The sequence below is a fragment of the Azospirillum sp. OGB3 genome (assembly GCF_014192915.1).
Lineage (GTDB): Bacteria > Pseudomonadota > Alphaproteobacteria > Azospirillales > Azospirillaceae > Azospirillum.
The window spans coordinates 98909-124949 of the sequence record NZ_JACHYN010000002.1 but is presented as its reverse complement, the minus strand read 5'-3'; the positions used below and the strand labels follow the sequence as shown (position 1 = coordinate 124949).

The window sequence follows — 26041 nt, the reverse complement described above, 5'->3', positions numbered from 1 at the left end:
CCGCAAGGGTTCCGGCTTTTTTCTATGAAAGCCGGCAGCTCTATCGCGGCAGAAGTCCGGAGGTCACCGCGGTCACGGTCAGCCGATCGGCCTCGGCCAGAGTGCCAAGCCCGTAGAGCACCAGATCGTTCTGGAGCGTGAAAAGTTTGCAGCGGAATTTGCAAGGCTTCTTCAGACCGGCTTCGGCATAGGCGACGAGATCGACATCTGAAGGCCACGCGCTGTGCGCGGCGCTCGTGACCATGCCGCACAGGATGTGGCCATGAGCCTGCTGAAAATTCGCCGGTGAGAGAACCAGCGCGGACCGTCGCTTGGCTGTGCCAAGATCCGTGAAGGGAAACGGAAGGACCACCGCAGACCAGCGGTCAAAGATCATCGAACGCCTCGTCGTCCTCGGGCGAGGCCCATTCCGACAGACCGCCTTCCAGCGCTTTCAGATAAGCGGTATCGACAACGGGCGCCTTGCGGATCACCGCCTGCCCGTCCTTCACGGAAAACAGGATCGGGTCGCCTTCCTTCAAGCCCAAGGCGGCGCAGACATCCTCGGGAATCAACGCCCTGTTGTCGGCGGCCAACCGCGAGATGTGCATTGCCGTCTCCATCGCCCGGTGCTCTACAACAGTAGCACCGGCGGCCACGGCCGCCCATCCCAAACGAAAAAGGCCCAAACGAAAAAGGCCGCGCCCGGAGGCGCGGCCTTTCGCGTGTCGGCTGGGCCGAACGGTCAGCGCGAGTAGAACTCGACGACCAGGTTCGGTTCCATCTGGACCGGGTACGGAATGTCGGCCAGCAGCGGGACGCGGACGAAGCGGCCCTTCAGGGCGCCGGAGTCGACTTCCAGGTAGTCCGGGGTGTCGCGCTCACCCGAGGCGGCGGCCTCGAGGATGAGGGCCATCTGCTTGGACTTGGCGCGCACCTCGATGGTGTCGCCTTCCTTGATCTGGGCCGACGGGATGTTCAGGCGGCGGCCGTTGACCAGGATGTGGCCGTGGTTGATGATCTGGCGCGCGGCGAACGGGGTCGGCGCGAACTTCATGCGGTAGACCACCGCGTCCAGGCGGCGCTCCAGCAGGCCCACCAGGTTCTCGCCGGTGTCGCCCTTGCGGCGCACGGCCTCGGCGTAGATGCGGCGGAACTGCTTCTCGCCGATGTTGCCGTAGTAGCCCTTCAGCTTCTGCTTCGCCATGAGCTGCAGGCCGTAGTCGGACGGCTTCTTGCGGCGCTGGCCGTGCTGGCCCGGACCATACTCACGCTTGTTGATCGGCGACTTGCCACGGCCCCAGAGGTTGACGCCGAGGCGGCGGTCGATCTTGTACTTGGACTGTTGACGCTTGGCCATTTTGGTCCTCGGTGGAACACGAGTTGGTTTTGTCCCGGTAGTTCCGCGGAACAGGCCGCGGACGGGGCGCAAACAAGAGGCACGCCCGCTTTCCCAGGAGTGAAGGCGCGCACTATACGGATTCGGCGCGCCTTGTCAAACCATGAGTCGGGTCAAACCATGAGTCGTGTCGACCACACGGCGTCAGCAGCACTCGTCCTCAAGCTGGCGCAGCATCGCCAGACCTTCCTCGTCCTCGTACTCTTCGAACAGGTCGGAGATGTAATAGACGTTGGCGCAGAGCAGGCACAGCCCGTCCGCCTGACGCTTCAACGGATCGTCGGCCACGGCCAGCTTCGCCCGGAAACGTTCCCAGAAGGCGTTGGTCTTGGCCGGGTCGTCGATGTGCATGTACAGGCGCTCGATGATGCGGCGGGAGTTTCCCTCGCAGTCGATGCCCTTGAAGGAGACGTAGCGGTCGGGGGTGTCGGTTGCGTCCACGGTCGTAATTCCCACAAAGGAGGATGTCTTGACATTCCTCTTCGCGGAAGGCGGGCCTTGGAACAAGACCCGCTGCACGAACGGCGGGCGGACGGCGTGAACGGCGGGTGTCCTGCGCGAACGGTTCGCGCTCTTACCATTCAGACACCCCATTCAGGCGGCGTGCGACAGCTCTTCCTCGGTGAAGTCCAGCAGCGTGTTCAGCCGCTGCGGAGTCAGCGCCTCGATCCCCTCGTGCCACATCACCTCGCCAAACAGGGCGTGCAGAGCGGCGAGACGCTCCGGCGCCATCCCGGTCAGGCGGTCGCCGTAATACTCCACCACGAGCTGGTCCACATAGGCGTGGTCGTCGTCCAGGAAAGCCATGGCCGTGTCTCCTCGTCATCCTGGCGCCCACCCGATGCGGGCGCCGGCCATGGCTTTGTTCTACGCCCGCAACGGCTCGGAGCGATTGAGGCGGATCAACCGACGCGGGATGTCACAGGGCGGCGGGAACAACCCTGATGCGCGCGAGGGGAAAAGCTAAAGAGCCAGCAGCTTCTTCAGCTGCTCGATCCGGCCGCGGCTGACCGGCACGCGGGGGGAGCCGGGGGCGGCCATGACGAAGGCGGCCCGCCCGTCGCTGCGGTCGATGGCCTGGGCGTGGCGCAGGTTAACCAAGTAACGGCGGTGCGCCCGCACGAACTGCCGCCCGTCGAGCCGCGCCTCCAGCTCCGACAGGGAGAGCGAGCAGAAGAAGGCGCCGTCCGCCGTGTGAACCCGCGTGTAATGCCCGTCGGCCTGCACATAGACCGCGTCGGCGGGGTCGATCAGAACCACGCCCTGCCGCGTCGTGATCGGCAGCTTCACCAGCGGCGTGACCGGTTCGGGCGCCGCGTCCGCGGGCGGCGGCGGTGCCGGCTCGCCAAGCGCCTTCCCGGTCACCTCGAACAGCATCAGGGCCAACGCGGCGCCGCCGCCCGGCGGCAGGGCGGTGGCCTTCACCACGATGGTCCGCCCCGGCAGGGCCACCATCATGGAGCTGGCCGCCGCCGGGGAGTCCGGGTCGTGCGCCGCGGCCAGCAGCAACTCCACCTTGGCGCGGCTGCCCGGCGGGTGCAGGTCGTGCAGGCTGGCCCCCAGCAGCGGACGGTCGCGCCCCAGCATCCGCGCCACGGACGCGTTGACCGACACGACGCGCCGGTCGCCGTCGAGCAGGACGAGGCCAACGTCCATATGCTGCAAGGTGTATTCCATGGGGCAGTATAGGCAGCGATTAGCCCCGGAAGGGAAGAGGGTTACGGTTCGCCCTTGCGCCGCCCGGTCAACGCCGCGACGACGCCGTGGAAAGTGCGGACCTCCTGCTCGGTCATCTGCATCCGCTCCAGGGCGTTGCGCAGCGTGCGGACCATGGACGGGCGCTTCTCCGGCGAGGTGAAGAAGCCGGTGCGGTCGAGGTCGCCCTCCAGATGCTCGAAGAAGTTCACAAGCTCCGCCTTGGTCGCCGGGCGGGTCTGGCCGGTGTGCAGCACGCGGTCCGGCGGGGTCTCGCCGGTCTGGAACCACTCGTAGCCGATCAGCAGCACCGCCTGCGCCAGATTGAGCGACGAGAAGGCCGGGTTCAGCGGCACGGTGATCAGCGTTGAAGCCAGCGTCAGGTCGTCGTTGACCAGACCGGTGCGCTCCGGCCCGAACAGCACGCCGGTCTTGTGCCCGGAGTCGACATGGGCGCGCAGCTCCGTCGCGGCGACGCGCGGGGTGACGAACTCCTGGATCATCCCGCGGGTGCGGACGGTGGTGGCGAAGACCACGTTCAGGTCGGCCACGGCCTCCGCCGTCGTGTCGTAGAGCTTGGCCCCGTCCAGCACCGGATCGGCGCCCGACGCCGCGGCCACCGCCTTTTCGTTCGGCCAGCCGTCGCGCGGCTTCACCAGACGCAGTTCGGTCAGGCCGCAATTCAGCATGGCCCGTGCGCAGGCGCCGATGTTCTCGCCGAGCTGGGGCTGCACGAGGATGATGGTCGGCCCGCCCAGGACGGAGGGCCGGTTGGGGTCTTTGCCGGAGGTCATGATCTGAACGTTGGTCTCAGCTTCGCGGTGTTGCGCCGCCTTTAAACAGCTTGAATGTGTAACTGTCCACCAGCGCCTCCATCGACGCCTCGATGATGTTGGTGGAAACGCCCAGCGTCGACCATTCCTGCCCGTCGCCGTTGCGCGAGCGGATCAGCACGCGCGGCATGGCGCCGGTGCCGTCCTTGGCGGCCAGGATGCGCACGCGGTAGTCGGACAGCTTCACCCCGCCGAGCAGCGGGTACAGCGGCTCCAGCGCCTTGCGCATCGCGGTGTCCAGCGCGTTCACCGGGCCGTTGCCCGACGCCACCTCGTGATACTCCTTGCCGCCGATCTTCACGCGGACGACGGCCTCGGACTCCACCACCAGCTCGCCCTTGGCGTTGTAGCGGCGCTCGTCGGTGACGTGGAAGCGTTTCAGGGTGAAATAGTCGGGCACCTCGCCCAACTCGCGGCGGACCAGCAGCTCGAAGCTGGCCTCGGCGGTGTCGTAGGCGTAGCCCTCGGTGTCGCGCTGCTTCACGACGTCGAGCAGGCGGTTCAGCCGCTCGTCCTTCGGGTCCACGGCCATGCCCATCTCGCGCAGCCGCGCGATGACGTTGGAACGGCCCGCCTGGTCCGACATGACAATCTGGCGGCGGTTGCCGACCGCCTCCGGCTCGACATGCTCGTAGGAGGATGGGTCCTTCTCCACGGCGGAGACGTGCAGCCCGCCCTTGTGGGCGAAGGCGCTGGCGCCGACGTAGGGGGCGTGGCGGTTCGGCGCGCGGTTCAGCCGCTCGTCGAACTTGCGGCTGATCTCGGTCAGCAGCGGCAGGTCGACGGGCCGGATGCCGACGTCGCAGCCCATCTTCAGCATCAGCGACGGGATCAGCGAGACGAGATTGGCGTTGCCGCAACGCTCGCCCAGCCCGTTGATCGTCCCCTGCACCATCCGCACCCCGGCGCGCACCGCGGCCAGCGAGTTGGCGACGGCGTTCTCGGTGTCGTTGTGGCAGTGGATGCCCAGCCGGTCGCCGGGGATGCCATGCTCCTCGATCACCTGCCGGACGATCGCGTCGATCTCGTGGGGCAGCGTGCCGCCGTTGGTGTCGCACAGCACGACCCAGCGCGCCCCCGCCTCGTAGGCGGCCTTGATGCAGGACGCGGCATAGGCCGGGTTGCGCTTGTAGCCGTCGAAGAAATGCTCGGCGTCAAACAGCGCCTCGCCCTTGGCGGCCTTCAGCGCGGCGATGCTGTCGGCGATCAGCGCGATGTTTTCCTCGCGCGGGATGGCCAGCGCCACGTCGACATGGAAGTCCCAGGTCTTGCCGACGATGCAGACGGCGCGCGCCTTGGACTGGATCAGGGCGGCGAGCTGCGGGTCGTTCGCGGTGCTGCGGCCGGGACGGCGCGTCATGCCGAAGGCGGTGAAGGTCGAGCGGGCGAGGTCCGGCGCCTCGGCGAAGAACTGGTCGTCGGTCGGGTTGGCGCCGGGCCAGCCGCCTTCCACATAGTCGATTCCCAGCCGGTCGAGGTCGCGGGCGATGGCGATCTTGTCGGCGACGGAGAAATCCACGTCCTGGGTCTGCGCCCCGTCGCGCAGCGTGGTGTCATACAGATATATGCGTTCGCCCGTCATTGCCGCCGCCCGAAGATATTGGTCGCCCGAAGGAAGGTCATAGGACTGTCCGGAGGGCCGGAAGAATGGACGATGCGCTCCGCCAGCTCAATGCTTTTGATCGAACCCATCAGGAATGCGGGGCTTTGCCGCGCCGGCCATAGGCACGCAATGGAGGTAATAGGACAAATGTACTGACCGAACAAACCATCGTCTGTGCTACACAGCCGCCCCTCTGCATGGCGCCCATCTCACGGGTGCGGTACTATTTTCTGGCCGGATGCCTGTTGGTCTGTAAGATCACCGGCCTTTCTGAACGGATGGATTGGACACAGTGACTTCCGCGGGTGACGACGACCAGGACAAGCTCGTCATGGTGATCGACGACGAGCGGACGGTTCTGCAGGCTCTCAATCTCCTCCTGGAGATGTGGGGGTACCGGGTCGTCACCGCCGAAAGCGAGGGCGAGGCTGTCGACCGCCTGTCCATCGCCGGGGAAACGCCGCACGCCATCCTGGCCGACTACCGGCTGCGCGAAGGGCGCACCGGGGTGCAGGCCATCGACCGCATCCGGGCGGAGTCAGGGGCCGAGGTGCCGGGCGTCATCATCACCGGCGACACCTCCACCGAAGGGCTGCGCGACGCCCGCGCCCGTGGGCTGACCGTCCTGCAGAAACCGGTGCTGCCGCCCCATCTGCAGGCGGTGCTGACCAAGGTGCTGCGGGAACAGGCCGCCGGTACGGCGTGACGGGCCGGACCGGCATGGACGTTCCCTTACCGCCGGCGCCCGCCGCACCGCTCAAGCCTAAGCGCAAGCGCGCCGCCGTATCCGACGGACGGCTGTTCCGTTCCTGGGAAAGCTGGGCGGTCTTCGGGCTGGGGTTGCTGCTGACCGGACTCGCCTGGTGGCTGCTGACCGAGCAGAACCACCGGCTGGCCGAGGCGCGCTTCCGCGCTCTGGCGCGCGATCTGGCGGGCGACGTCACGGCGCGGCTCGACACCTACGAACAGATGCTCCAGGGCGCCGTGGCGATGGTGGACGCCGGCGGCGGGCAGATCAGCCGCACGGAATGGCGGGCCTACGTCACCGGCCTGCATGTGGAGGACCGCTATCCCGGCATCCAGGGCATCGGCTACGCCAAGCGCGTCAAGGCGTCCGACCGGGAGCAGCACGAGGCGTCGCTGCACGCCGCCGGCTTCTACAGCTACCGCGTGACGCCGGAGGGGGAACGGCCAGAATATTTTCCCATCATCTACATCGAGCCCTTCGCCAGCCGCAACCTGCGGGCCTTCGGCTTCGACATGCACGCCGAGCCGACCCGCCAGGCCGCCATGGAGCGCGCCCGCGGCAGCGGCACCGCCGCGGCCACCGCCCGGCTGCGGCTGGTCCAGGAAACCGAAGAGGACGTGCAGCCCGGCTTCCTCATCTATGTGCCCGTCTACGACCAAGCCCTGCCCCTGACCACCGCCACCGACCGGCGGGAGGCTCTGCTCGGCTTCGTCTACAGCCCCTTCCGCGCGCACGACCTGATGCGCAGCATCATGAGCCGGGGCGCGTCCGAGCTCCTGGACATCCGTGTCCATGACGGGACGGAGATTACTGCGGACTCCCTGATGTTCGATTCCGCGGTCGCCCGCGACGCCGCGTTCCGGGAGACCCTCCATGTCGAGGTGTTCGGCCGCCCTTGGACGCTCGTCCTGTCCGGCACCCACGCCTTCGACGAGAGCGTGGCCAGCGCCACGCCGCGGGCGGTTCTGTTCGCCGGCCTGATCATCACGCTGCTTCTGGTCGCCACCGTCAACTCCGTGCTGCAGGACCGCGACCGCATGGCGGAGCTGCGCCGCAGCTACGATGCGCTGGCGCTGGCGCGGGCCGAGGCGGAGCAGGCGAACGCCGCCAAGTCGCGCTTCCTCGCCGCCGCCAGCCACGACCTGCGCCAGCCGCTCCAGACGCTGGGCATCTATCTGCACATGATCGGCGAGCAGGCGGACAGCCCCCGGCTGCGCAAGCTGTTGGACGCCGCCCGCGACGGGTTCGAGGCGACGCAGCGCCTGCTGAACTCGCTGATGGACATCGCCACTCTGGAAACCGGCGTGATCAGCCCGCAGCTCTCCGAGCTGGACCTGCCCGTCTTCCTGGAGCGCATCTGCGAGGAGGGCCGGCTGGAGGCCGCCGGCAAGGGTCTGGGCTTCCGCGTCACCTGCGGCGGCGCCCGCGTGACGACCGACCCGGCGATGCTGGAGCGGATCGTCCGCAACCTGCTGAGCAACGCGCTGAAATACACCCACAGCGGCACCATCCGCGTGACCTGCCGGCAGGCGCGCGGATTCACCGCCATCAAGGTGCAGGACACCGGCCCCGGCATCCCGCAGGACCGGCTGCATCTGATCTTCGAGGACTTCTACCAGATCGGCAATCCGGAGCGCGATCGGCGCAAGGGCCTCGGCCTCGGCCTCGCCACGGTGGCGCGGCTCAGCCGGTTGCTCGGCTACCGGGTGCGCGTGCTGTCGCGCCCGGGCCGTGGCGCCATCTTCCTGGTCGAGATCCCCGACGAGGCGCCCGTCCCCCGCCAAACCACCGAGACCGCGGCCTCCGTGGCCTGACGCCCTGCGGTCCTTTTGGCAATCGCCGACGCCGCGTTGCCCCGGCACGGCTGGGACCAGCCGCGGCGGAACCGGCGGGTCGCCGAGTCGGCGATTGCCAAATCCGGGACCGGATCAGGCCGTCGCCGGCCGCGCCGACCGGGCGCGCATCAGCATCCACACCGCCGACACGCCGGCCAGCTTGGACGCGAGGCTCGCCGCCCAGACCGTCGGGTCCCAGATGCCGAGCATGCCGAAGAACAGCGCCGTGTCCACCGGCACCGACAGGGCGGCGCTGATCCACAGCCGGTCGCGCAGCGGGCGGCGGGTGACGGTGAAGACGCCCCAGTCGATCAGTTCCGACACCGCGAAGGCGGTGACGCTGGCCGTCGCGACGAAGGGGTCGGCCAGCAGGAAGGACAGCAGCGTGGCGGCCAGCATGGCGGCCAGCGACCAGTGGCCGTAACGGACCTGGACCATGTCGCGCAGGATGAAGATCAACCCGGCCCAGCAGGACCACACCAGATCCAGATGCGGCGCCAAGCTGAAGGCGTAGTTGATGGCAAGTACGCTGCCGATGTAGGCGGCGAGCCAGAGCATGACGGAATCCTCCAAAAGCCACCCGCGGAAATACGGGCGCGAACGACGGCGCCACCCGCGTGAATGCGAGCGCTCCGCAGCGGTCTTGTAACAGGTCCGGGCCATCGCCGTGAACCCTTGCGTCGTGAGCCCTCGGCGCGCCGGTGCGGACGGAGCGCAACCGGTAAGAACGGCTTACCCCCACCTCGGTCCCCCGAATGCGCCACCGCCCCTAGCGCGTCCGGACGATGCCCTGGCGCGTTCGTTCGGAGAGGTGAAACGAAAGAGACCCCGAAAGGTGTGGGCGATGGCGACGGCGGGCGTATCAATTGGAATGGGCGGCACACGGGATCATTCGCTGGACGCGGCGCGCAGCCTGCTGATGATCCTCGGCGTGCCCTACCACGCGGCGCTGATCTACACGCCGGGCTACGACTGGGTGATGAATTCGCCCGACGGCATCGCCTGGATCGGGCTGTTCGCGGACTTCATCCACAGTTTCCGCATGCCCGCCTTCTTCCTGATCTCCGGCCTGCTGATCACCCACAGCCTGCGCCGCCACGGGCCGCGGGCGGTGCTGACCTCGCGCGCCTCGCGGCTGCTGGTGCCGCTGGTCGCCATGGCGGCGACGCTGAACGTCGCGCAGCTCTGGATGGAAAGCCGCGCCATCGACCCCGGCCTGACCGCAGGCGAATTCGTCACCCAAACCGTCCCCGCGGCCTTCTGGAGCGGCGGGCTCGTCTATCACCTGTGGTTCCTGGTCGAGCTGTTCATCAGCGTGCTGGCGCTCTGCCTCGCCTACCCGCTGCTGGTCGCGCTGCACCGGCGGCTGGCGGAGCGCGCGCCGGGGCCGGCCCGCTGGCTGGCCGATCCGCCGGACTGGCTGCCTCCGCTCCTGCTCAGCCTCGTCATGATGGGGGTGCTGGGCTTCGACAACATCTCCGACTGGCTGGTGACGCCGCTGGTGCCGACCAACTCGACGGCGGTGAGCATCGTCGTCTCGGCGGGCTTCTTCGCGGTCGGCGTGCTGATCGCCCATTGGCCGGGCGGGGCCGCGCGCTACGCCAAGGCGAGCTGGGGCGTGGCCCTGACCTATCTGGTCTGTTTCGCCATCCACATCGGCATGGTCGGCGTGGAGAAGCCGATGCCGGTCCGCTTCCTCGACGAGGCGCTGCGCGCCGTCGCCGCCTGGTCGGCCTTCCGCTTCGTCCTTGGTCTGACGCAGTCCTTCTTCTCGGCGGAGAGCCGCCGGGTGCGGACGCTGTCGCAGGCCTCCTACACCATCTACTTGCTGCACCACTTGGTGGTCATGGCCGCCGGCTTCGCCCTGCTGGCCGTCACCGCCCCGCCCCTGCTGGAGTTCGCGGCGGTCACCGCGGTGGGGTTGTTCGTGCCGCTGGCGTTCCATCACGGGCTGGTCCGCCGCTCGCCGACCTTGCGCTTCCTGATGAACGGCGTCCCGCCGGGCGACGCGAAGAAACGAAGCACACCGGCGCGCGGCCGCGAGGCGATGGCGCGCCGGACCGGCTGAGCATGGGCAACGCCAAGCTTTCTTAGACGATGGTCGCATGCCCGCACCCCCGCGCCGGCTTTGCCCGGCGGGCGGCGCTGAAGTAACCTATAGGTCATCCGCCCACATTCCCCGGCCGGCCTTCCGGCGTCGGGTGGCTGTCTGGGGTGTTGGATGCCATGCCGATGCTTTTCGGGACCCGCATTGTGACCAGCCATCCGGCCTCGGACGCTCTCCTCTCCGATGCTCCGCCCAGCGCCTCTGTGCCCAGCGCGCCCAGCCCGTCCCTGCCGCGGGCCGTCTCGATGGCGGAGGACGCCCCCGCCGCCGCGCGTGACCTGTTCGAGGGGCTGTGCGGGGGGAACCCCGCCGCCGCCGCGGAGCTGGAGATGGTGCTGGTCTTCTGCTCCGCCCATTACGACCGGGTGGAGCTGGCGGCGGCGCTGGCCGAGCTGTTCGGGCCGGTGCCCGTGGTCGGCTGCACCACGGCGGGGGAGATCACGCCCTTCGGCTATGCCGCCGGGTCGCTGGTCGGGATCGGCTTCCCGCGCGCCGACTTCACCATCGCCACCCAGCGCATCGACGACCTCGACCGCTTCTCCATCGCCGAGGCGCCGCGCGTCCTGCGCAACCTGATGGAGCAGCGCGACGTCGCCTTGGCCGCCCGGACCGACGCCTTCCCCGACCATGGCAGCTTCGCCTTTCTGATGATCGACGGCATGTCGCGGGCGGAGGAGATGGTGGTCAGCGCGCTGCACAGCGTGCTGATGGACATCCCGCTGTTCGGCGGCTCCGCCGGGGACGAGCTGCGGTTCGAGCGCACCTTCGTCCTGCACGAGGGGCGGTTCCACACCAACGCCGCCGTGCTGATGCTGGTCACCACGGCGCGCCGCTTCGTGGTCTTCCGGACCGAGCATTTCGTGGCGTCCGACGCCAAGATGGTGGTGACCGGGGCCGATCCGCAGCGCCGCATCGTCACCGAGATCAACGCCGAGCCGGCGGGCCGCGAGTACGCCCGCATGGTCGGGCTGGAGGGGGAGCCGCTGACCCCCCTGATCTTCGCCGCCTATCCCGTCGTCGTGCGGGTGGGGGGCGAATACCATGTCCGCTCCATCCAGAAGGTCAACGACGACGAGAGCCTGACCTTCTACTGCGCCATCGACGAGGGGATCGTGCTGACCGTCGCCCGCGGCGTCGACCCGGTGGAGAACCTTGAGGAGATGATGCGCAAGCTGGCCGCGGAGGTCGGCGGGCCGCCCGACCTCGTGCTCGGCTGCGACTGCATCCTGCGCCGGCTGGAGCTGGAGCAGCGGCAGCTCAAGCACGTCATGTCAGCGGCGCTGGCGCGGCACAACGTCGTCGGCTTCTGCGCCTACGGCGAGCAGTACAACGCCATGCACGTCAACCAGACCTTCACCGGTGTCGCGATAGGTGCGCGATGACGCTCATCTTCGACTGGCGGGAACCGTCCCGCCCACCCGCTGAAACACCGCCCGCCACCATTCCAGCCACCCCTCCCCCCACCGGCGAGGACAAGCGGCTGGAGGCGCTGGAGCGCGAGAACGCCAAGCTCCGCCGCATCAATCAGGTGCTGATGGACCGGGTGGAGCGGTCGATGGACGTGCAGGGGGGCGCCTTCTCCCTGTTCCAGACCGCCATCGTCCTTGAGCAGAAGGTGCGCGAGCGCACGCTGGAACTGGAACGCGCCCTGCGCGAGCTGGAGGACAGCCACCGTGCGCTGGCCCGCGCCAAGGAGCTGGCCGACACCATGCGCGGCCGCCTGTCGGAGGCCATCGAGTCGGTCAACGAGGGCTTCGCCATCTTCGACGCCGACGACCGGCTGGTCCTGTGCAACAGCAAGTATCTGGCCCTGTGGCCGGAAATCCGCGACCGCATCCTGCCGGGCATCCGCTTCCAGGAGATCGCCGAGCTGGCCGCCTCCTCGCGCACCATCGCCGACGCCTACCCGCGGCCCGACCGCTGGCTGTCGGAACGGCTGGCCCAGCACCGGGCGCTGAAGGGTCCCTACGTCTACCGGCTGGCCGACGGGCGCTGGGTCCAGGTCAACGAGCGGCGGACCCGCGACGGCGGGGTGGTCGGCGTCTACACCGACATCACCGACATCAAGGAGCATGAGACCCGCCGCCGCGAGCGCGAGCTGGCCGAGAAGTCGGCGCTCCTCCAGGCGACGCTGGACAACATCGCCCAGGGGGTCGGGGTGTACGACCGCGACCAGCGGCTGGTCGCCTGGAACGAGCGCTTCACCGGCCTGTTGCGCCTGCCCGCCAAGGTGGCGGAGCGCGGGGCGGGCTTCGCCGACTTCGTGCTGCACCACGCGGCCCTCGGCGACCGCGGCCTGTCGCTGAAGGCGCTGATGATGCCGAGCTGCCTCGTCGAGCAGCCCTGGCTGGACGGCACGGTGCTGGAGATCAGCCGCAACCCCATGCCGGGCGGCGGCTTCGTCCTGACCTTCACCGACATCACCGAGCGCAAGCGGGCCGAGCAGGCGCTGCGCGACAGCGAGGAGCGCATCCGGCTGGTCACCGACGCGGTGCCGGCGCTGATCGCCTATGTCGACGCCGAGCAGCGCTTCCGCTTCGTCAACAAGGCCTACGAGGGCTGGTTCAACCGCAAGCGCGAGGAGATCGAGGGCCAGCCCATGTGGGCGGCGCTGGGCGACCTGTATTACGAGGTGCGGCGCTCCTACGTGCTGCGCGCGCTGGCCGGCGAGGAGGTGACCTTCGACCTGGAGCTGCCCGGCGAGAACGGAGCGCCGCGCTACGCCGTCGCCACCTACATCCCGCATTTCGGCGAGCGGCGCGGCGGCGGCAAGCCGGAGGTTCTGGGCTATTTCGGCCTGATCCACGACATCACCGAGCGGCGCATGGCGGCGGAGGCGCTGGCCGACGCCAAGGACAGCCTGGAGCGCCGCGTCGTCGAGCGCACCGCCGAGCTGACACGCCTCAACAGCCAGCTCCAGCAGGAGATCGCCGAGCGCATCGCCGCGGAGGAGGCGCTGCGGCTGGCCAAGGCGGAGGCGGAGCAGGCCAACCTGTCCAAGACGCGCTTCCTGGCGGCCGCCAGCCACGACCTGCTGCAACCGCTGAACGCGGCGCGGCTGTTCGTCTCGGCGCTGGGCGACCTGGAGCAGCCGGAGCCCAACCGCGGGCTGGTCGACAACATCGACGTCGCCCTGGCCTCGGTCGAGGACCTGCTGTCGGCGTTGCTGGACATTTCCAAGCTGGACGCCGGGGCGGTGCGGCCGGAGATCGCCGATTTCCCGATCAAGAGCCTGTTCGGCGCGCTGGCCACCGAATACGCGGCGGTGGCGAAGGAGCGGGGCCTGGACCTCTGCGTCGTGCCCAGCCACGCCGTGGTGCGCAGCGACATCCGTCTGCTGCGCCGGATCTTGCAGAACTTCCTGTCCAACGCCCTGCGCTACACCCAGGCGAAGAGGGCGGCGCGGGGCGGCGCCGGGCGCGTGCTGGTCGGCTGCCGGCGGACGCCGGAAGGTTTGCGGATTGAGGTCTGGGACACCGGCCCCGGCGTGCCCGCCGACAAGCTGGACGAGATCTTTCAGGAGTTCCGCCGCCTCGACACGCCCTGCGCCAACGAGCGGGTGCGCGGCATGGGCCTCGGTCTCGCCATCGTGGAGCGGGTGGCGCGGATGCTCGACCACCCGATCACCGTGCGGTCGCAGCCGGGCCGGGGGTCGGTCTTCGCGGTGACGGTGCCCTTCGGGCGCTACGCGCGCCCGGTGCGCGCGCTGGAGGCGCCGGTGCAGACGGCCTCGAACCGGCTGGCCGGCACCCGGGTGCTGGTGATCGACAACGAGCCGGCGGTGCTGGCCGGGATGCGCGCGCTTCTGGAGGGCTGGGGGTGCAGCGTCGCCACCGCGGCGTCGGGCGATGAGGCGCTGGCCGGGCTTGGGGCGGTGGCCCCGGACGTGCTGTTCGCCGACTACCACCTGGACGACGGGGTGATCGGCTTCACCGAGATCGCGCGGGTGCGCGAGCGTTGCGGGGCGGACCTGCCGTCGGTCCTGATCACCGCCAACCGCACCGCCGAGGTGGTGGAGGAGGCGCAGGCCAAGGGCTGCCACGTGCTGAACAAGCCGGTGAGGCCGGCGCAGCTCCGCGCGGTGATGACGGGCCTGCTGGCGTAAGGAGACGGAATGGGCTCCACCCCGGCCGTTCCCTGGGAAGCGGGAGCGAAAGGCCGGGGCGGGGGAAGGCCGACGCGTCAGCGCGTCAGGCGGATGATCGTCACCATCATGCCGACCGCGTACAGCTCGGCCAGCGGAACGATCCAGGACGGGTGGAAAAGGATCGACAGCGGCATGATCAGCAGAAGGATCAGTGCCGGGAACACGAAGTAAGGCGAATTGCAGTAAGCCGGCAGGCCATGCACATGACCCGAGACATCGCGCGACTCTTCGCCGATCAAACGATCCGCATCACCAACAGTTTGGTCCACCATTCTCTAGCACCCACTGTATTTATGGTCTTTTTCTTCTCCATCTCTGGCGGACGGAGCGCCGTCCCTATAACACAGTTTGCCATGGCGCAGGCATGACTTCGCGCCGTCTTGCCGGATGGCGAAAACGGCGCGGGAAGTCCTGATTTTTATTGTGGCTTTACGCCGCTTCGGTCAGCGCCAGATGCGGGCGGCGAACCATCGACTGGATGGTGAAGGGCGCGCGCACGCCGCCGCTGAACAGCTCGGCGCATTCCAGCGCCTTCAGCACCCGCTCCTCCGCCGGCAGGCCGACCGTGGAGGCGAGCGAGCCCAGCGCGTAGTCGGACCCGCAGCCGATGGCGTGATAACCGCGCACCGCCTCGCCCACCTGATAGTCGGACTGGATCGAGAAGAGCCGCCCCTCGTACCCGACCATGAAGGTGCCGCCGGTCTCCACGTCGTTGGAGCGGTGGGCGTAGCCGCCGTCCTTCAGGCAGCCGCGCACGGCGTCCACGAAATCGACGACCATGTAGCGGAAGACGTCGGCCTCGGGGTCGCGGTGCGGCGGCTCCAGCCGGTAATGCAGAAGCTGGCCCATGCGGAAGCTGCTGGTGAAGCCGATCAGCAGATCGGCGTTGCGGAACACCTTGGTGTCCGCGCGTACGGTGATGTCCAGGCCGTTCACGCCCGCGCTGTCACCGCCCATCCACACACGATCGCCGTCCACCAAGCCAACAATGCAGGTCATCGCCGTCCTCGTCCCTGAATAAATTCTGCCCGAAAGCAGGGACAGGGTGGGCTTTTATGGTTAACGAATTGTTGCGCCGCGGCGGTGCCGAAGGGGGTATTTCGCTTCGGCACCTCGCTCCAAGCGCAAGCGCGACAACGGCTTAGCGGGCAATCCCGATCGTTGGGTGGCTGGCCGCCAGCCTGCGGACGCGGTTCCCGCCCCTTACTCCCGGGGTGCTGCGTGCAGGCGCTTCTGCCCCTGGACGAAGCGGGCCAGCGTGTCGGACAGCACGCCGCGCGGGATCATCGCCTCGATCAGCTGGAAGCGCCCGCGCGTGGCGAAGGCCTTGTCCAGCGCCGCCTTCAACTCCGCCCGCGTGCGCACGCGGACGCCATCGCCGCCCATGCCCGCCGCCATGTCGGCGAAGCGCCAGTCGTCCAGGTCGTTGAAGGCGGATTCGGGCTGGAAGGTGCGCAGCATCTCCCAACTGGCGTTGTTGAACAGGATCACGATGGGGTCGATGCCCAGCCGTCGGCAGTTGCCAAGCTCCCACCCGGTCATCTGGAAGGCGCCGTCGCCGACCACGGTCAGGATGCGCTTGCCGCCCGACACGCACTGCGCCCCGATGCCCGCCGGCACGCCGAAGCCCATGCCCGCGTAATAGCCCGGCGCCATCAGCCCGGCGTCGATCATGTCCATCGCGGTGAACAGGCAGTCGCCCATGTCCGCGGCGATCAGCAGCGGCTCCTGCCCGGCGCGGACGCGGTCGTTGACGGCGCGGGCGATGTCCATCGGGGCGATCGGTTCGCCGTCCGCCTGCAGGCCGGTCGGATAGGCGTGGGGCTCCTTGCCGCGGGTCGTCCGGTCGGACGGCGGCAACCGCTCCAGCAGCGCGTCCACCAGCCCGCCCAGCGGGATGTCGGCGTAGGTGTGATAGCCCAGGGTCACCGCCCGGTCGAAGGCGTGGATGGTCTTGCGCAGGTCGATCTTGCGCTGGGACACCGCGAAGTTGGTGTCGCTGAGGATGGCGCCGAGCAGGAACAACCCGTCCGACTCCTCGACCAGCCGGGTGATCTCCGCGTCGCCCGCCACGCCGATGTAGGTGCCGAGCGGCGGGGTCGGCGCGTCGGCCAGCAGGCCGCGCCCCATGAAGGTGGTGACCACCGGCACGCCCAGCCGCTGCGCCAGCTCCGCCACCTTGGCCTCCAGCCCGTAGCGGCGGACCTCGACGCAGACCATCAGCACCGGCGACGTGGCCGAGCGCATGGCCGCCAGAACCTCGTCGGCGCAGGCGGCCAGCGCGTCGCGGTCCACCGGCCAGGCGGGGTCGGCGCCCACCGGCTCGACCTTGGCGTTGACCATGTTGCGGGGAATTTCCAGATAGACCGGGCGCGACAAAGCGCGGGCGGCCCCCAGCACGCGGGCGATCTCCGCCGGAGCCTTGGCCGGGTCGTCCAGCCGAGCCTGGGCTACGGTGATCTCCTTGAACACCTGGAACTGCGTGTCCAGCGTGCGGCCCTGGTGGTGCAGCAGCAGGCCGGCATTGCCCTCCGTCGTGCCCGGCGCGCCGGAGATGACGACAACCGGCGACTTCTCGGCGTAGGCGCCGGCCACCGCGTTCACCATGTTGAAGGCGCCCGCCCCGTAGGTGACCGCCGCCACCCCCAGCGTCGAACTGTAACGCGCCGCCGCGTCCGCCGCGAAGCCCACCGCCGGCTCGTGGCTCAGCGTGTGGAGGGGCAGGATTTGCGTTTCCTCCGCCACCTTGAAGAAGGGCAAGGCGAAGTCGCCCGGAATCCCGAACATGGCCTGTGCGCCGCGATCCTTCAGCGCGCGCAGCAGGGCTTCGGCCAGCTTCATGGCCGCTCTCCCGTTCCAATTGGTTTCGCGGGCCGAAAACCCGCACAGAGGGACAGCATCGCCTCCGCCACCGCTCCGCGCAAGAATTGTTTCAATCGAAACAATCCATGTGCGCCGGAAATTGTGGAGGGGTGGAGGCCGCGCTTGACATCCCCTCTCCCGTCCCGGGAGAGGGAAGGGGCCCACGCGAAGCGTGGGAAGGGTGAGGGTATCGCCAAGGATCAGCGGATTGATCCTCGGACGACCCTCACCCGGCACCTTCGGCGCCACCCTCTCCCGGGGCGGGAGAGGGATTCTTCTCCAAACGCGATAGGCCCCTTGGCGCCTGATGGGCGTCTTTCGGACGGGCGCGCGGCGTGCTACGACTGCCGCCCTGTTCCCGACTTTCGAATGATGCCCGCATGTCCGTCGCCGTCCGCTTCGCCCCCAGCCCGACCGGTCTCCTCCATGTCGGCAATGTGCGCCTTGCGCTCGTCAACTGGCTGTTCGCGCACAAGGCGGGCGGCAATTTCCTGCTGCGCCTCGACGACACGGACGAGGAGCGGTCCAAGCCGGAATACGCGGAGGGGATCGAGCGGGACCTGACCTGGCTCGGCCTGACCTGGGACCGCTTCGCGCGGGAAAGCGACCGCTACGGCCGCTACGACGCGGTGGCGGCGGCGCTGAAGGCGTCCGGCCGGCTCTACCCCTGCTACGAGACGCCGGAGGAGCTGAACCTCAAGCGCGCCAGCCTCGTCTCGCAGGGCCGTCCGCCGATCTACGACCGGGCGGCGCTCCGCCTGAGCGACGCCGACCGCGCCCGCCTGGAGTCGGAGGGGCGCAAGCCGCACTGGCGCTTCAAGCTGGAGCACAAACCGGTCGAATGGACCGACCTCGTGCGCGGGCCGGTGCATTTCGAAGGCTCCGCGCTCAGCGATCCCGTGCTGATCCGCGAGGACGGGCGCCCGCTCTACACGCTTACCAGCGTGGTGGACGACGCCGACCTCGCCATCACCCACGTCATCCGGGGCGAGGACCACGTCGCCAACACGGCGGTGCAGATCCAGATCTTCGAGGCGGTTGGTGGGGCCATCCCGGTCTTCGCCCATCTGCCGCTGCTGACCGACGCGACGGGACAGGGCCTGTCCAAGCGGCTGGGCAGCCTGTCGGTGGCGTCCTTGCGCGAGGAGGAGGGGATCGAGCCGATGGCGCTGGCCAGCCTGCTCGCCAAGCTCGGCACCTCCGACGCCATCGAGCCTCGGCTGACGCTGGACGAGCTGGTGGCCGAGTTCGACATCGCCAAGGTGTCGCGCGCCACCCCGAAGTTCGACCCGGAGGAGCTGCTGCGGCTGAACGCCCGCATCCTCCACCTGCTGCCCTTCGAGCGGGTGTCCGGGGAACTGGCCGCGCTGGGTCTGGATGATGCCGACGCCGCCTTCTGGGAGGCGGTGCGCCCCAACCTGTCGCGCGTCGCGGAGGCCCGCGACTGGTGGGCGGTGACCCACGCCCCGGTCGCCCCGGCGGCGGACGATCCCGCCTTCCTCGCCGAGGCGGCGGCCCTGCTGCCGGATGAGCCGTGGGACCTCTCCACCTGGGGCACCTGGACGGGTGCGGTGAAGGCGAAGACGGGTCGGAAGGGCAAGGATTTGTTCCTCCCCCTGCGCCGGGCCCTCACCGGGCGGGACCATGGACCGGAATTGAAGAACCTGCTACCCCTGATCGGCCGAACCCGCGCGCAAAAGCGCCTCGCGGGAGAGACGGCCTGAAGTCCTTTTCCCCCACCCCGGCCCTTCCCCGCTGGGCGGGGGAGGGGGATGAACCTTTCACAGGAGATAGGGCGCCGTGCCGCTGGACCTCTACAACACGCTGACCCGCCGCAAGGAACGCTTCGAGCCGATGAGTCCGGACCGGGTGGGCATGTATGTGTGTGGACCCACGGTCTACGACACCGCGCACATCGGCAACGCCCGCCCGGTGGTGGTGTTCGACCTGCTGTTCCGGCTGCTGCAACGGCTGTACCCGGCGGTGACCTACGTCCGCAACATCACCGACGTGGACGACAAGATCATCGACCGCTCGCGCGACAGCGGGGAGCCGATCGAGGCGCTGACCAAGCGCACCGCGGACCTCTACCACGCCGACATGGACGCGCTGAACGCGCTGCGCCCGACCATCGAGCCGCGCGCCACGCACCACATCTCGCACATGGTTGCCCTGATCGGCCTGCTGATCGAGCGCGGCCACGCCTACGCCGCGGAAGGGCATGTGCTGTTCTCCGTGCCGTCGATGGCGGAGTACGGGCAGCTCTCCCGCCGCTCGCTGGACGAGATGATCGCCGGCGCCCGCGTCGAGGTCGCCCCCTACAAGCGCGACTCCTCCGACTTCGTGCTGTGGAAGCCGAGCGCCGACGGCCAGCCCGGCTGGGACAGCCCATGGGGCCGCGGCCGGCCGGGCTGGCACATCGAATGCTCGGCCATGGCCAAGGAGCATCTGGGGGTCACCTTCGACATCCACGGCGGCGGGCTGGACCTGATCTTCCCGCACCATGAGAACGAGATCGCCCAGAGCCGCTGCGCCCACGACGGAGAGCCGCTGGCCCGCTACTGGGTCCACAACGGCTTCGTGACCGTCGAGGGCGAGAAGATGTCCAAGTCGCTGGGCAACTTCTTCACCGTGCACGATCTGCTGGACGAGTTCCCCGGCGAGGCCATCCGGCTGACGCTGATGAGCGCCCACTACCGCCAGCCGCTGGACTTCACCCGGGAGGGGCTGAAGCAGTCCAAGGCGACGCTCGACCGCTGGTACCAGGCGTTGCGCGGCGAGCCCGCCGCGGCGGACGCCGAACTGCCCTTCGACGTGCTGGCCGCGCTGGAGGACGACCTCAACAGCCCGCTCGCCATCTCCCATATGCACGAGCTGGCCTCGGCGGTGAACAAGGCGACGGGGGATGCCGGGAAGGCCGCCGCCAAGGGCGCGCTGCGCGCCGCCGGCGAGGCGCTGGGCCTGCTCCAGCAAGACCCGGAGGCGTGGTTCCGCTGGGCGCCGAAGGGGGCCGCCGCCCTGTCCGACATCGACATCCAGCAGCGCATCGACGACCGTCTGGCCGCCCGCAAGGCCAAGAACTACGCGGAGGCCGACCGCATCCGCAAGGAGCTGGCCGACCTCGGCATCATTCTCGAGGACGGCCCGCAGGGCACGACCTGGAAGCGCGCCTGAACGCCACGCCGGCGTTCATCGGATGAAGGGGAGGCTGCGGACGGAACCGCAGCCCCCGCTCATCCAAAGGTCCAAGGGACCACCACTCCCACGCAACGAAAAAGACGCCCTCCGCCGTCGCGGAAGGCGCCTGAGTTCGGTTCCATATGCACCACCACGCGGGGGAGCCGGTCTGAACACGGATCAGACCGCCCGGAGGCCGTGCCGACTGGGAAAGTCCCAAAGTCGAATCCTGAATACCGCATTCCACGAAACAGCGCTATGCCTTTTTCGTCATATCGCTTGGATCGGAGCACAGCGCCTCCACCTCGCCATCGGAGAACAGGCGGGAACGGGTGAGGAAGCGAACGCCCTCCGGCGCCTCCAGCGAGAAGCTGGCGCCGCGGCCCGGCACCACGTCGATGATGAGCTGGGTGTGCGACCAGTACTCGAACTGCGCCGCCCCCATGTAGAAGGGACAGCCCCCGATCTCCCCCAGCCGGACGTCCTGCCCGCCGGGGCGGAACTCGCCGTCCATGAAGCACATCGGCGCGCTGCCGTCGCAGCAGCCGCCGGACTGGTGGAAGAACAGCGGTCCGTAGAGCCCGCGCAGCTTTTCGATCAGCGCCAGGGCCGCCGGTGTGGCGACGACTCGTTCGACCATGGGCGGACACTCCCGAATGAATGGCCCGTCGGATGAGAAAAAGGGCCGGAGGCCGAATGGCCGCCGGCCCAAAGGTCGTCAGGGAGGAGACAGGACGCTTAGAAGAAGCCCAGAGCCTTCGGGCTGTAGCTGACCAGCAGGTTCTTGGTCTGCTGGTAATGGTCGAGCATCATCTTGTGGGTCTCGCGACCGATGCCCGACTGCTTGTAGCCGCCGAAGGCCGCGTGGGCCGGGTAGAGGTGGTAGCAGTTGGTCCACACGCGGCCGGCCTGGATGGCCCGGCCCATGCGGAAGGCGCGGTTGCCGTCGCGGCTCCACACGCCGGCGCCCAGGCCGTAGAGCGTGTCGTTGGCGATGGCGAGCGCCTCCTCCTCGGTCTTGAAGGTGGTCACGGACACGACCGGCCCGAAGATCTCCTCCTGGAAGATGCGCATCTTGTTGTGGCCTTCGAAGACCGTCGGCTGGACGTAGTAGCCGCTCTCCAGCTCGCCGCCCAGATGGGCGCGCTCGCCGCCGACCAGCACCTTTGCCCCCTCGGCCTTGCCGATGTCGATGTAGGAGAGGATCTTCTCGAGCTGGTCGATGGACGCCTGGGCGCCGATCATCGTCGCGGGGTCGAGCGGGCTGCCCTGCTTCACCGCGCCGACGCGGGCCACCGCCCGCTCCATGAACTTGTCGTAGATCTTCTCCTGCACCAGGACGCGCGACGGGCAGGTGCAGACCTCGCCCTGGTTCAGCGCGAACATGGCAAAGCCTTCCAGCGCCTTGTCCAGGAACTCGTCGTCGTCGGCCATCACGTCGTTGAAGAAGATGTTCGGCGACTTGCCGCCCAGCTCCAGCGTGACCGGGATGATGTTCTCCGCCGCGTACTGCATGATCAGGCGGCCGGTCGTCGTCTCGCCGGTGAAGGCGATCTTGGCGATGCGCGGGCTCTGGGCCAGCGGCTTGCCGGCCTCGATGCCGAAGCCGTTGACGACGTTGAGGACGCCGTCGGGCAGCAGGTCGCCGATGATCTCCATCAGCACCATGATGGCCATCGGGGTCTGCTCGGCGGGCTTCAGCACGACGCAGTTGCCGGCGGCCAGCGCCGGGGCCAGCTTCCACACGGCCATCAGCAGCGGGAAGTTCCACGGGATGATCTGGCCGACGACGCCCAGCGGCTCATGGAAGTGATAGGCGTAGGTGGTGTGGTCGATTTCCGCGATGGTGCCTTCCTGGGCGCGGACGCAGCCGGCGAAGTAGCGGAAATGGTCGATGGCGAGGGGCAGGTCGGCGTGGGTCGTCTCGCGGATCGGCTTGCCGTTGTCCAGCGTCTCGGCCAGCGCCAGGACGTCCAGACGCTCTTCCATGCGGTCGGCGATCTTGTTCAGGATGCGCGCGCGCTCCGCCGGGGAGGTGCGGCCCCAGGCGTCCTTGGCCTTGTGGGCGGCGTCCAGAGCCTTCTCGATGTCCTCGGCGGTGGAGCGGGCGACCTCGCACAGCGTCTTGCCGGTGATCGGGGTCAGGTTGGTGAAATACTGGCCCTTCGTCGGCGGAACCCACTGGCCGCCGATGAAGTTGTCGTAGCGCGGCCGGATGGCGACCTGCTTGCTGAGCGTTTCCAGGGCCTGATGGATCACGGCGGTTTCCTCCCGAAGCGGATTGCCCGAACTGAATGTCGTGGAATGACGTTTGGCGGGTTGTGCGCCCTGTGTCCGTTCGTCCGATGATCGGTATCCGTCACAGCGCCCCGCCGTTATCGCGGTTTCGAGGAAGGCCGGTAAATTCGACTTTGGTTGCAGACGCGGAGCCCCCCAGATTCGCGACCGGCCGCCGGGCGGCAGGTGATACCTTGGGCGGAGACCCCTCCGTTTCCCGGCGAGACTTCAGGCCATGACGACCGACATCCGGCTGCGCTTCCTCCACCCCTCCGGCGCCATCGGGCCCGGCAAGGTGTCCCTGCTGGAGGAGATCGACCGCACCGGCTCGATCTCCGCGGCGGCGCGGGCGCTCGGCATGTCCTTCCGCCGCGCGTGGTTCCTGGTGGAAACCATGAATTCCGCCTTCCGCGAGCCGGTGGTGCGCACCAACGTCGGCGGGCGCGAGGGCGGCGGGACCGGCCTGACCGCCTTCGGCCAGGAGGTGATCGCCCGCTACCGCCGCATGGAGGAGGAGGCCCGCCGCGCCGCCGCGCCCCACCTCGCCTGGCTGGACGAGGCGCTGAAACCGGAGGCGGCGTCCGAAAAGGGCGCGGACTCCGCTGATCCAAAGTCCAATGGCCCGGACTCCGGCGATCCGTAAAGTCTCCCTCGACGCCGCGACCTTCCGCCGCGGCGAAACGAAGGAGGCCCCCGACCCATGCGAACCGCCGCCCGCACCGCTGCCCCTGTAGCCTTGGCCGCCCTGGTCCTTCTCGCCGCGGCGCCGCTCCCAGCCCTGGCCGACGGCGATCCGGCGAACGGCGAGAAGCTGTTCCGCCAGTGCAAGGCCTGCCACACGATGGAGGCGGGCAAGAACCGCGTCGGCCCGACGCTGCATGGGCTGTTCGGGCGCAAGGCCGGCACGGTGGACAGCTTCGCCAACTACTCCGAGGGGCTGAAGGCCTCCGGCATCGCGTGGGACGCCAAGACGCTCGACCCCTATCTCGCCAACCCGAAGGCGGTGATCCCCGACAGCCGCATGGCCTTCGCCGGGGTGGCGAAGCCGGAGGACCGGGCCGACCTGATCGCCTATCTGGAAACCGCGACCAAGTGAGCGTCAGCGGGACGGGAACCGCGGCGGCGCCCATCTGTTGCCCGGTTTCCATTCCCGCAGCCGGAGAACGGCCATGGCCGACGACACCGCAGGACAAAAAGGCGCCGAGCCCAAGGACATTCACAAGACCGACATCGAGCCTCTTTGCGACGAACAGAGTGGTGGTGGCGGGTCCAACCCGGACACGCGCTACCGCGGAATGCCCGGCGGCCATCCCGGCGGCTCCCGCGACGGCGACTGCGATCCGGTGGCGCGCGCCGACCCTGAGAAGGCGGAACCGGACGCCGCCGAATCCGGGAGCAGGCCCGCGCCCCGCTAGGCCGATGGCTTAGCCTTTCCGGGGCCGCCCCGAATTGGTCGTAGCCGCTGACACGGTCCCCCGCTAAAACAGGGGCTCCCTCACCGGCACAACACGGGCTGCGACCGGCATGCTGAAGCGCCTTTACGACTGGACGATGGCCAAGGCGGCCTCGAAGAACGCCACCACCTGGCTGGCGGGGGTTTCCTTCGCGGAAAGCTCCTTCTTTCCGATCCCGCCGGACATCCTGATGGTGCCGATGGTGCTCGCCAACCGGCAGGCCGCGTGGCGGATCGCGACGATCTGCACGCTGGCCTCGGTGGTGGGCGGCGTCGCCGGCTACATGATCGGCTACTTCCTGTACGAGGCCATCGGCAAGGCGGTCATCGACTTCTACCACCTGGAAGCCCAGTTCGAGACGCTGCGCCATACCTTCGTCGAATACGGCGCGGAAATTCTCATCATCAAGGGCATGACGCCCATCCCCTACAAGCTGCTGACCATCACCGCGGGTGTCGCGAAGCTGAACATCTGGGTGTTCATCGGCGCCTCGATCCTGTCGCGGGCCATCCGCTTCTATCTGGTCGCCGCCCTGCTCTACTGGTTCGGCGAGCCGGTGCGCGCCTTCATCGAAAAGCGGCTGACCCTGGTCACCACCGCCTTCGCCGTCGCGCTGATCGGCGGCTTCCTGGCGATCAAGCTGATCTGATCCACGGCAACGCCAACCCAACTCCACTGCGGCACCGCGACGCCGGGCCGTCCTGTCCTGTTGATGCCGCAGTGAGGCATTGACGGGAGAGGATGGATGGACAGCGTGCGCGGGGCCGTGGTGGTCGTAACCGGAGCGTCGAGCGGGATCGGGCGGGCCACCGCCCTGACCTTCGCGCGGGAGGGCGCCCGGCTGGTGCTGGCCGCCCGGCGGGAGGCCCTGCTCGACGAGGTCGCCGAGGAATGCCGGGAGCTGGGGGGCGAGGCCGAGGTGGTGCCCACCGACGTCACCGACGCCCAGGCGGTTCTCCGGCTGGCCAACCGGGCGATGCAGGTGTACGGCGGCATCGACGTCTGGGTGAGCAACGCCGGAGTCGGCGCCGTCGGGCGGTTCGAGGACACGCCGCTGGAGGCGCACCGCCGCGTCGTCGAGACCAACCTGTTCGGTCCCTTGCACGCCGCCCACGCCGTGCTGCCGCTGTTCCGCCGGCAGGGCCATGGCGTGCTCATCAACACGGTGTCGGTCGGGGCCTGGGCGCCCGCCCCCTACGCCGCCGCCTACGCGGCCAGCAAGTTCGGGCTGGAGGGCCTTCTGGAAAGCCTGCGGGCGGAGCTGGTCGACGCGCCGGGCGTCCATGTCTGCGGAGTCTATCCCTTCTTCACCGACACGCCGGGCATGTCGCACGGCGCCAATTACACCGGGCACCAGCTCGACGCGGAAAGCCCCTTCTACGGCGACCCGCAGGACGTGGCGGACACCGTGCTGTCCCTCGCCCTGCGCCCGCGCGCCCAGGCGATGGTCGGGGCGATGACGCCGTTGACCCGGCTGGGGCACGCGGTGGCGCCGCGCCTGATGGAGAAGATCGCCGGCTACGGCGCCCACCGCCATTTCAGCCGGACTCCGCCCGCCGCGCCGAGCGACGGGAACCTGTTCAGCCCGGTGGAGCGCGGCCGCGGCGTCACCGGCGGCTTCCGCACCCCGCCGCCCGACTGGGTGTCGCCGCTGCTCGTCGCCGGGGTCGCGGCCGCTGCCGCTGCGGCCTACGCCGGCTACGCGCGGAGACGGAACGGCGGAGATTGAACGCGGTCCTTATGAAGGCAACGCGCGGGAAACGCGGGCAAAGATCGACACGGATTGCTCGGATTGAAACCGGGCTTCACGGAACGGTTGAGGCGGATGCGCCTGAGATGCGGCCTGGATTAAGGAATCCGTGAAATCCGCGCCCAGGTCCGTGAAATCCGTGTCGATCTTGTTTCACAATCACGCGGCGCAGCTC

General features: G+C 68.8%; 26 protein-coding genes. 12 read left to right on the top strand and 14 right to left on the bottom strand.

Annotation, left to right across the window (positions count from 1 at the left end; genetic code table 11):
- Positions 1-40: 40 nt before the first annotated feature.
- The 8 genes from FHW79_RS04460 to cimA all read right to left on the bottom strand — a co-directional run bounded on the left by FHW79_RS04460 (position 41) and on the right by cimA (position 5488).
- On the bottom strand, positions 41-376 hold the full coding sequence (locus FHW79_RS04460; protein WP_183177838.1) for a type II toxin-antitoxin system PemK/MazF family toxin: 336 nt from the start codon (positions 374-376) through the stop codon (positions 41-43).
- Positions 366-638 (bottom strand): AbrB/MazE/SpoVT family DNA-binding domain-containing protein, encoded by a 273-nt coding sequence (locus FHW79_RS04455; protein WP_348984037.1) that lies wholly within the window; start codon positions 636-638, stop codon positions 366-368. The genes FHW79_RS04460 and FHW79_RS04455 overlap by 11 nt, the downstream gene beginning before the upstream one ends.
- Positions 639-724: 86 nt before the next feature.
- On the bottom strand, positions 725-1339 hold the full coding sequence (rpsD, locus tag FHW79_RS04450) for a 30S ribosomal protein S4 (protein ID WP_094303161.1): 615 nt from the start codon (positions 1337-1339) through the stop codon (positions 725-727).
- 183 nt (positions 1340-1522) lie between these two features.
- On the bottom strand, positions 1523-1819 hold the full coding sequence (gene cowN / locus FHW79_RS04445) for a N(2)-fixation sustaining protein CowN (protein WP_014239500.1): 297 nt from the start codon (positions 1817-1819) through the stop codon (positions 1523-1525).
- A 153-nt stretch (positions 1820-1972) separates the two neighbouring features.
- Positions 1973-2185, bottom strand: a complete 213-nt coding sequence (locus FHW79_RS04440; protein WP_183177837.1) for a hypothetical protein — start codon at positions 2183-2185, stop codon at positions 1973-1975.
- Positions 2186-2341: 156 nt separating this feature from the next.
- Entirely contained in the window at positions 2342-3034 is a 693-nt protein-coding gene (locus FHW79_RS04435; RefSeq protein WP_247884204.1) for a PAS domain-containing transcriptional regulator, read from the bottom strand.
- A 62-nt stretch (positions 3035-3096) separates the two neighbouring features.
- Positions 3097-3867 (bottom strand): RNA methyltransferase, encoded by a 771-nt coding sequence (locus FHW79_RS04430; RefSeq protein WP_014239496.1) that lies wholly within the window; start codon positions 3865-3867, stop codon positions 3097-3099.
- 16 nt (positions 3868-3883) lie between these two features.
- Entirely contained in the window at positions 3884-5488 is a 1605-nt protein-coding gene (gene cimA, locus FHW79_RS04425) for a citramalate synthase (RefSeq protein WP_183177835.1), read from the bottom strand.
- Between the two features lie 313 nt (positions 5489-5801).
- On the opposite strand from cimA, the gene FHW79_RS04420 reads away from it, so the two are divergent.
- Both FHW79_RS04420 and FHW79_RS04415 read left to right on the top strand, forming a co-directional pair.
- Positions 5802-6215, top strand: a complete 414-nt coding sequence (locus FHW79_RS04420; protein WP_183177834.1) for a response regulator — start codon at positions 5802-5804, stop codon at positions 6213-6215.
- A 14-nt stretch (positions 6216-6229) separates the two neighbouring features.
- Entirely contained in the window at positions 6230-8071 is a 1842-nt protein-coding gene (locus tag FHW79_RS04415) for a CHASE domain-containing protein (protein WP_183177833.1), read from the top strand.
- A 114-nt stretch (positions 8072-8185) separates the two neighbouring features.
- Here FHW79_RS04415 and FHW79_RS04410 read toward each other — a convergent pair whose 3' ends face one another.
- A complete protein-coding gene (locus FHW79_RS04410; RefSeq protein WP_137102420.1) occupies positions 8186-8650 on the bottom strand; it encodes a preQ0 transporter in 465 nt (154 codons plus the stop codon).
- A 313-nt stretch (positions 8651-8963) separates the two neighbouring features.
- Between FHW79_RS04410 and FHW79_RS04405 the strand changes: the two genes are divergently transcribed.
- The 3 genes from FHW79_RS04405 (at position 8964) to FHW79_RS32510 (ending at position 14304) form a co-directional block, all read left to right on the top strand.
- Complete coding sequence (locus tag FHW79_RS04405; RefSeq protein ID WP_183177832.1) at positions 8964-10160, top strand: acyltransferase family protein; 1197 nt, start codon at positions 8964-8966, stop codon at positions 10158-10160.
- A 158-nt stretch (positions 10161-10318) separates the two neighbouring features.
- Positions 10319-11581: a nitric oxide-sensing protein NosP gene (gene nosP, locus FHW79_RS04400; RefSeq protein ID WP_183177831.1), complete on the top strand. Its 1263-nt coding sequence runs from the start codon at positions 10319-10321 to the stop codon at positions 11579-11581.
- Positions 11578-14304, top strand: a complete 2727-nt coding sequence (locus FHW79_RS32510) for a NahK/ErcS family hybrid sensor histidine kinase/response regulator (RefSeq protein ID WP_183177830.1) — start codon at positions 11578-11580, stop codon at positions 14302-14304. The genes nosP and FHW79_RS32510 overlap by 4 nt, the downstream gene beginning before the upstream one ends.
- A gap of 77 nt (positions 14305-14381) precedes the next feature.
- Here FHW79_RS32510 and FHW79_RS04390 read toward each other — a convergent pair whose 3' ends face one another.
- The 3 genes from FHW79_RS04390 to ipdC form a co-directional block, all read right to left on the bottom strand.
- Positions 14382-14618, bottom strand: a complete 237-nt coding sequence (locus FHW79_RS04390) for a hypothetical protein (protein ID WP_183177829.1) — start codon at positions 14616-14618, stop codon at positions 14382-14384.
- Positions 14619-14775: 157 nt separating this feature from the next.
- Positions 14776-15345 (bottom strand): hypothetical protein, encoded by a 570-nt coding sequence (locus FHW79_RS04385; protein WP_014239485.1) that lies wholly within the window; start codon positions 15343-15345, stop codon positions 14776-14778.
- 204 nt (positions 15346-15549) lie between these two features.
- On the bottom strand, positions 15550-17187 hold the full coding sequence (gene ipdC, locus FHW79_RS04380) for an indolepyruvate/phenylpyruvate decarboxylase (RefSeq protein ID WP_183177828.1): 1638 nt from the start codon (positions 17185-17187) through the stop codon (positions 15550-15552).
- A 401-nt stretch (positions 17188-17588) separates the two neighbouring features.
- Between ipdC and gltX the strand changes: the two genes are divergently transcribed.
- Together gltX and cysS are read left to right on the top strand one after the other, a co-directional pair.
- A complete protein-coding gene (gene gltX / locus FHW79_RS04375) occupies positions 17589-18932 on the top strand; it encodes a glutamate--tRNA ligase (RefSeq protein WP_183177827.1) in 1344 nt (447 codons plus the stop codon).
- Between the two features lie 76 nt (positions 18933-19008).
- Positions 19009-20382, top strand: a complete 1374-nt coding sequence (cysS, locus tag FHW79_RS04370; RefSeq protein WP_183177826.1) for a cysteine--tRNA ligase — start codon at positions 19009-19011, stop codon at positions 20380-20382.
- A 259-nt stretch (positions 20383-20641) separates the two neighbouring features.
- Here the strand turns inward: cysS and FHW79_RS04365 are convergent, their stop codons facing one another.
- Both FHW79_RS04365 and adh read right to left on the bottom strand, forming a co-directional pair.
- Positions 20642-21025 carry a DUF779 domain-containing protein gene (locus FHW79_RS04365; RefSeq protein ID WP_183177825.1) on the bottom strand — a complete coding sequence of 128 codons (384 nt, stop codon included), beginning with the start codon at positions 21023-21025 and terminating at the stop codon, positions 20642-20644.
- 98 nt (positions 21026-21123) lie between these two features.
- Complete coding sequence (gene adh, locus FHW79_RS04360; RefSeq protein ID WP_183177824.1) at positions 21124-22644, bottom strand: aldehyde dehydrogenase; 1521 nt, start codon at positions 22642-22644, stop codon at positions 21124-21126.
- A 253-nt stretch (positions 22645-22897) separates the two neighbouring features.
- Between adh and FHW79_RS04355 the strand changes: the two genes are divergently transcribed.
- The 5 genes from FHW79_RS04355 (at position 22898) to FHW79_RS04335 (ending at position 25845) form a co-directional block, all read left to right on the top strand.
- The gene (locus FHW79_RS04355) at positions 22898-23305 is read left to right on the top strand and encodes a LysR family transcriptional regulator (RefSeq protein WP_114859276.1); all 408 of its coding nucleotides are present in this window, start codon (positions 22898-22900) and stop codon (positions 23303-23305) included.
- Between the two features lie 57 nt (positions 23306-23362).
- The gene (locus FHW79_RS04350; RefSeq protein ID WP_183177823.1) at positions 23363-23758 is read left to right on the top strand and encodes a cytochrome c family protein; all 396 of its coding nucleotides are present in this window, start codon (positions 23363-23365) and stop codon (positions 23756-23758) included.
- A gap of 73 nt (positions 23759-23831) precedes the next feature.
- Positions 23832-24077 (top strand): hypothetical protein, encoded by a 246-nt coding sequence (locus FHW79_RS04345; protein WP_183177822.1) that lies wholly within the window; start codon positions 23832-23834, stop codon positions 24075-24077.
- 109 nt (positions 24078-24186) lie between these two features.
- Complete coding sequence (locus tag FHW79_RS04340) at positions 24187-24765, top strand: YqaA family protein (protein WP_014241343.1); 579 nt, start codon at positions 24187-24189, stop codon at positions 24763-24765.
- 96 nt (positions 24766-24861) lie between these two features.
- Entirely contained in the window at positions 24862-25845 is a 984-nt protein-coding gene (locus tag FHW79_RS04335; protein ID WP_183177821.1) for an SDR family oxidoreductase, read from the top strand.
- Positions 25846-26041 lie beyond the last annotated feature (196 nt).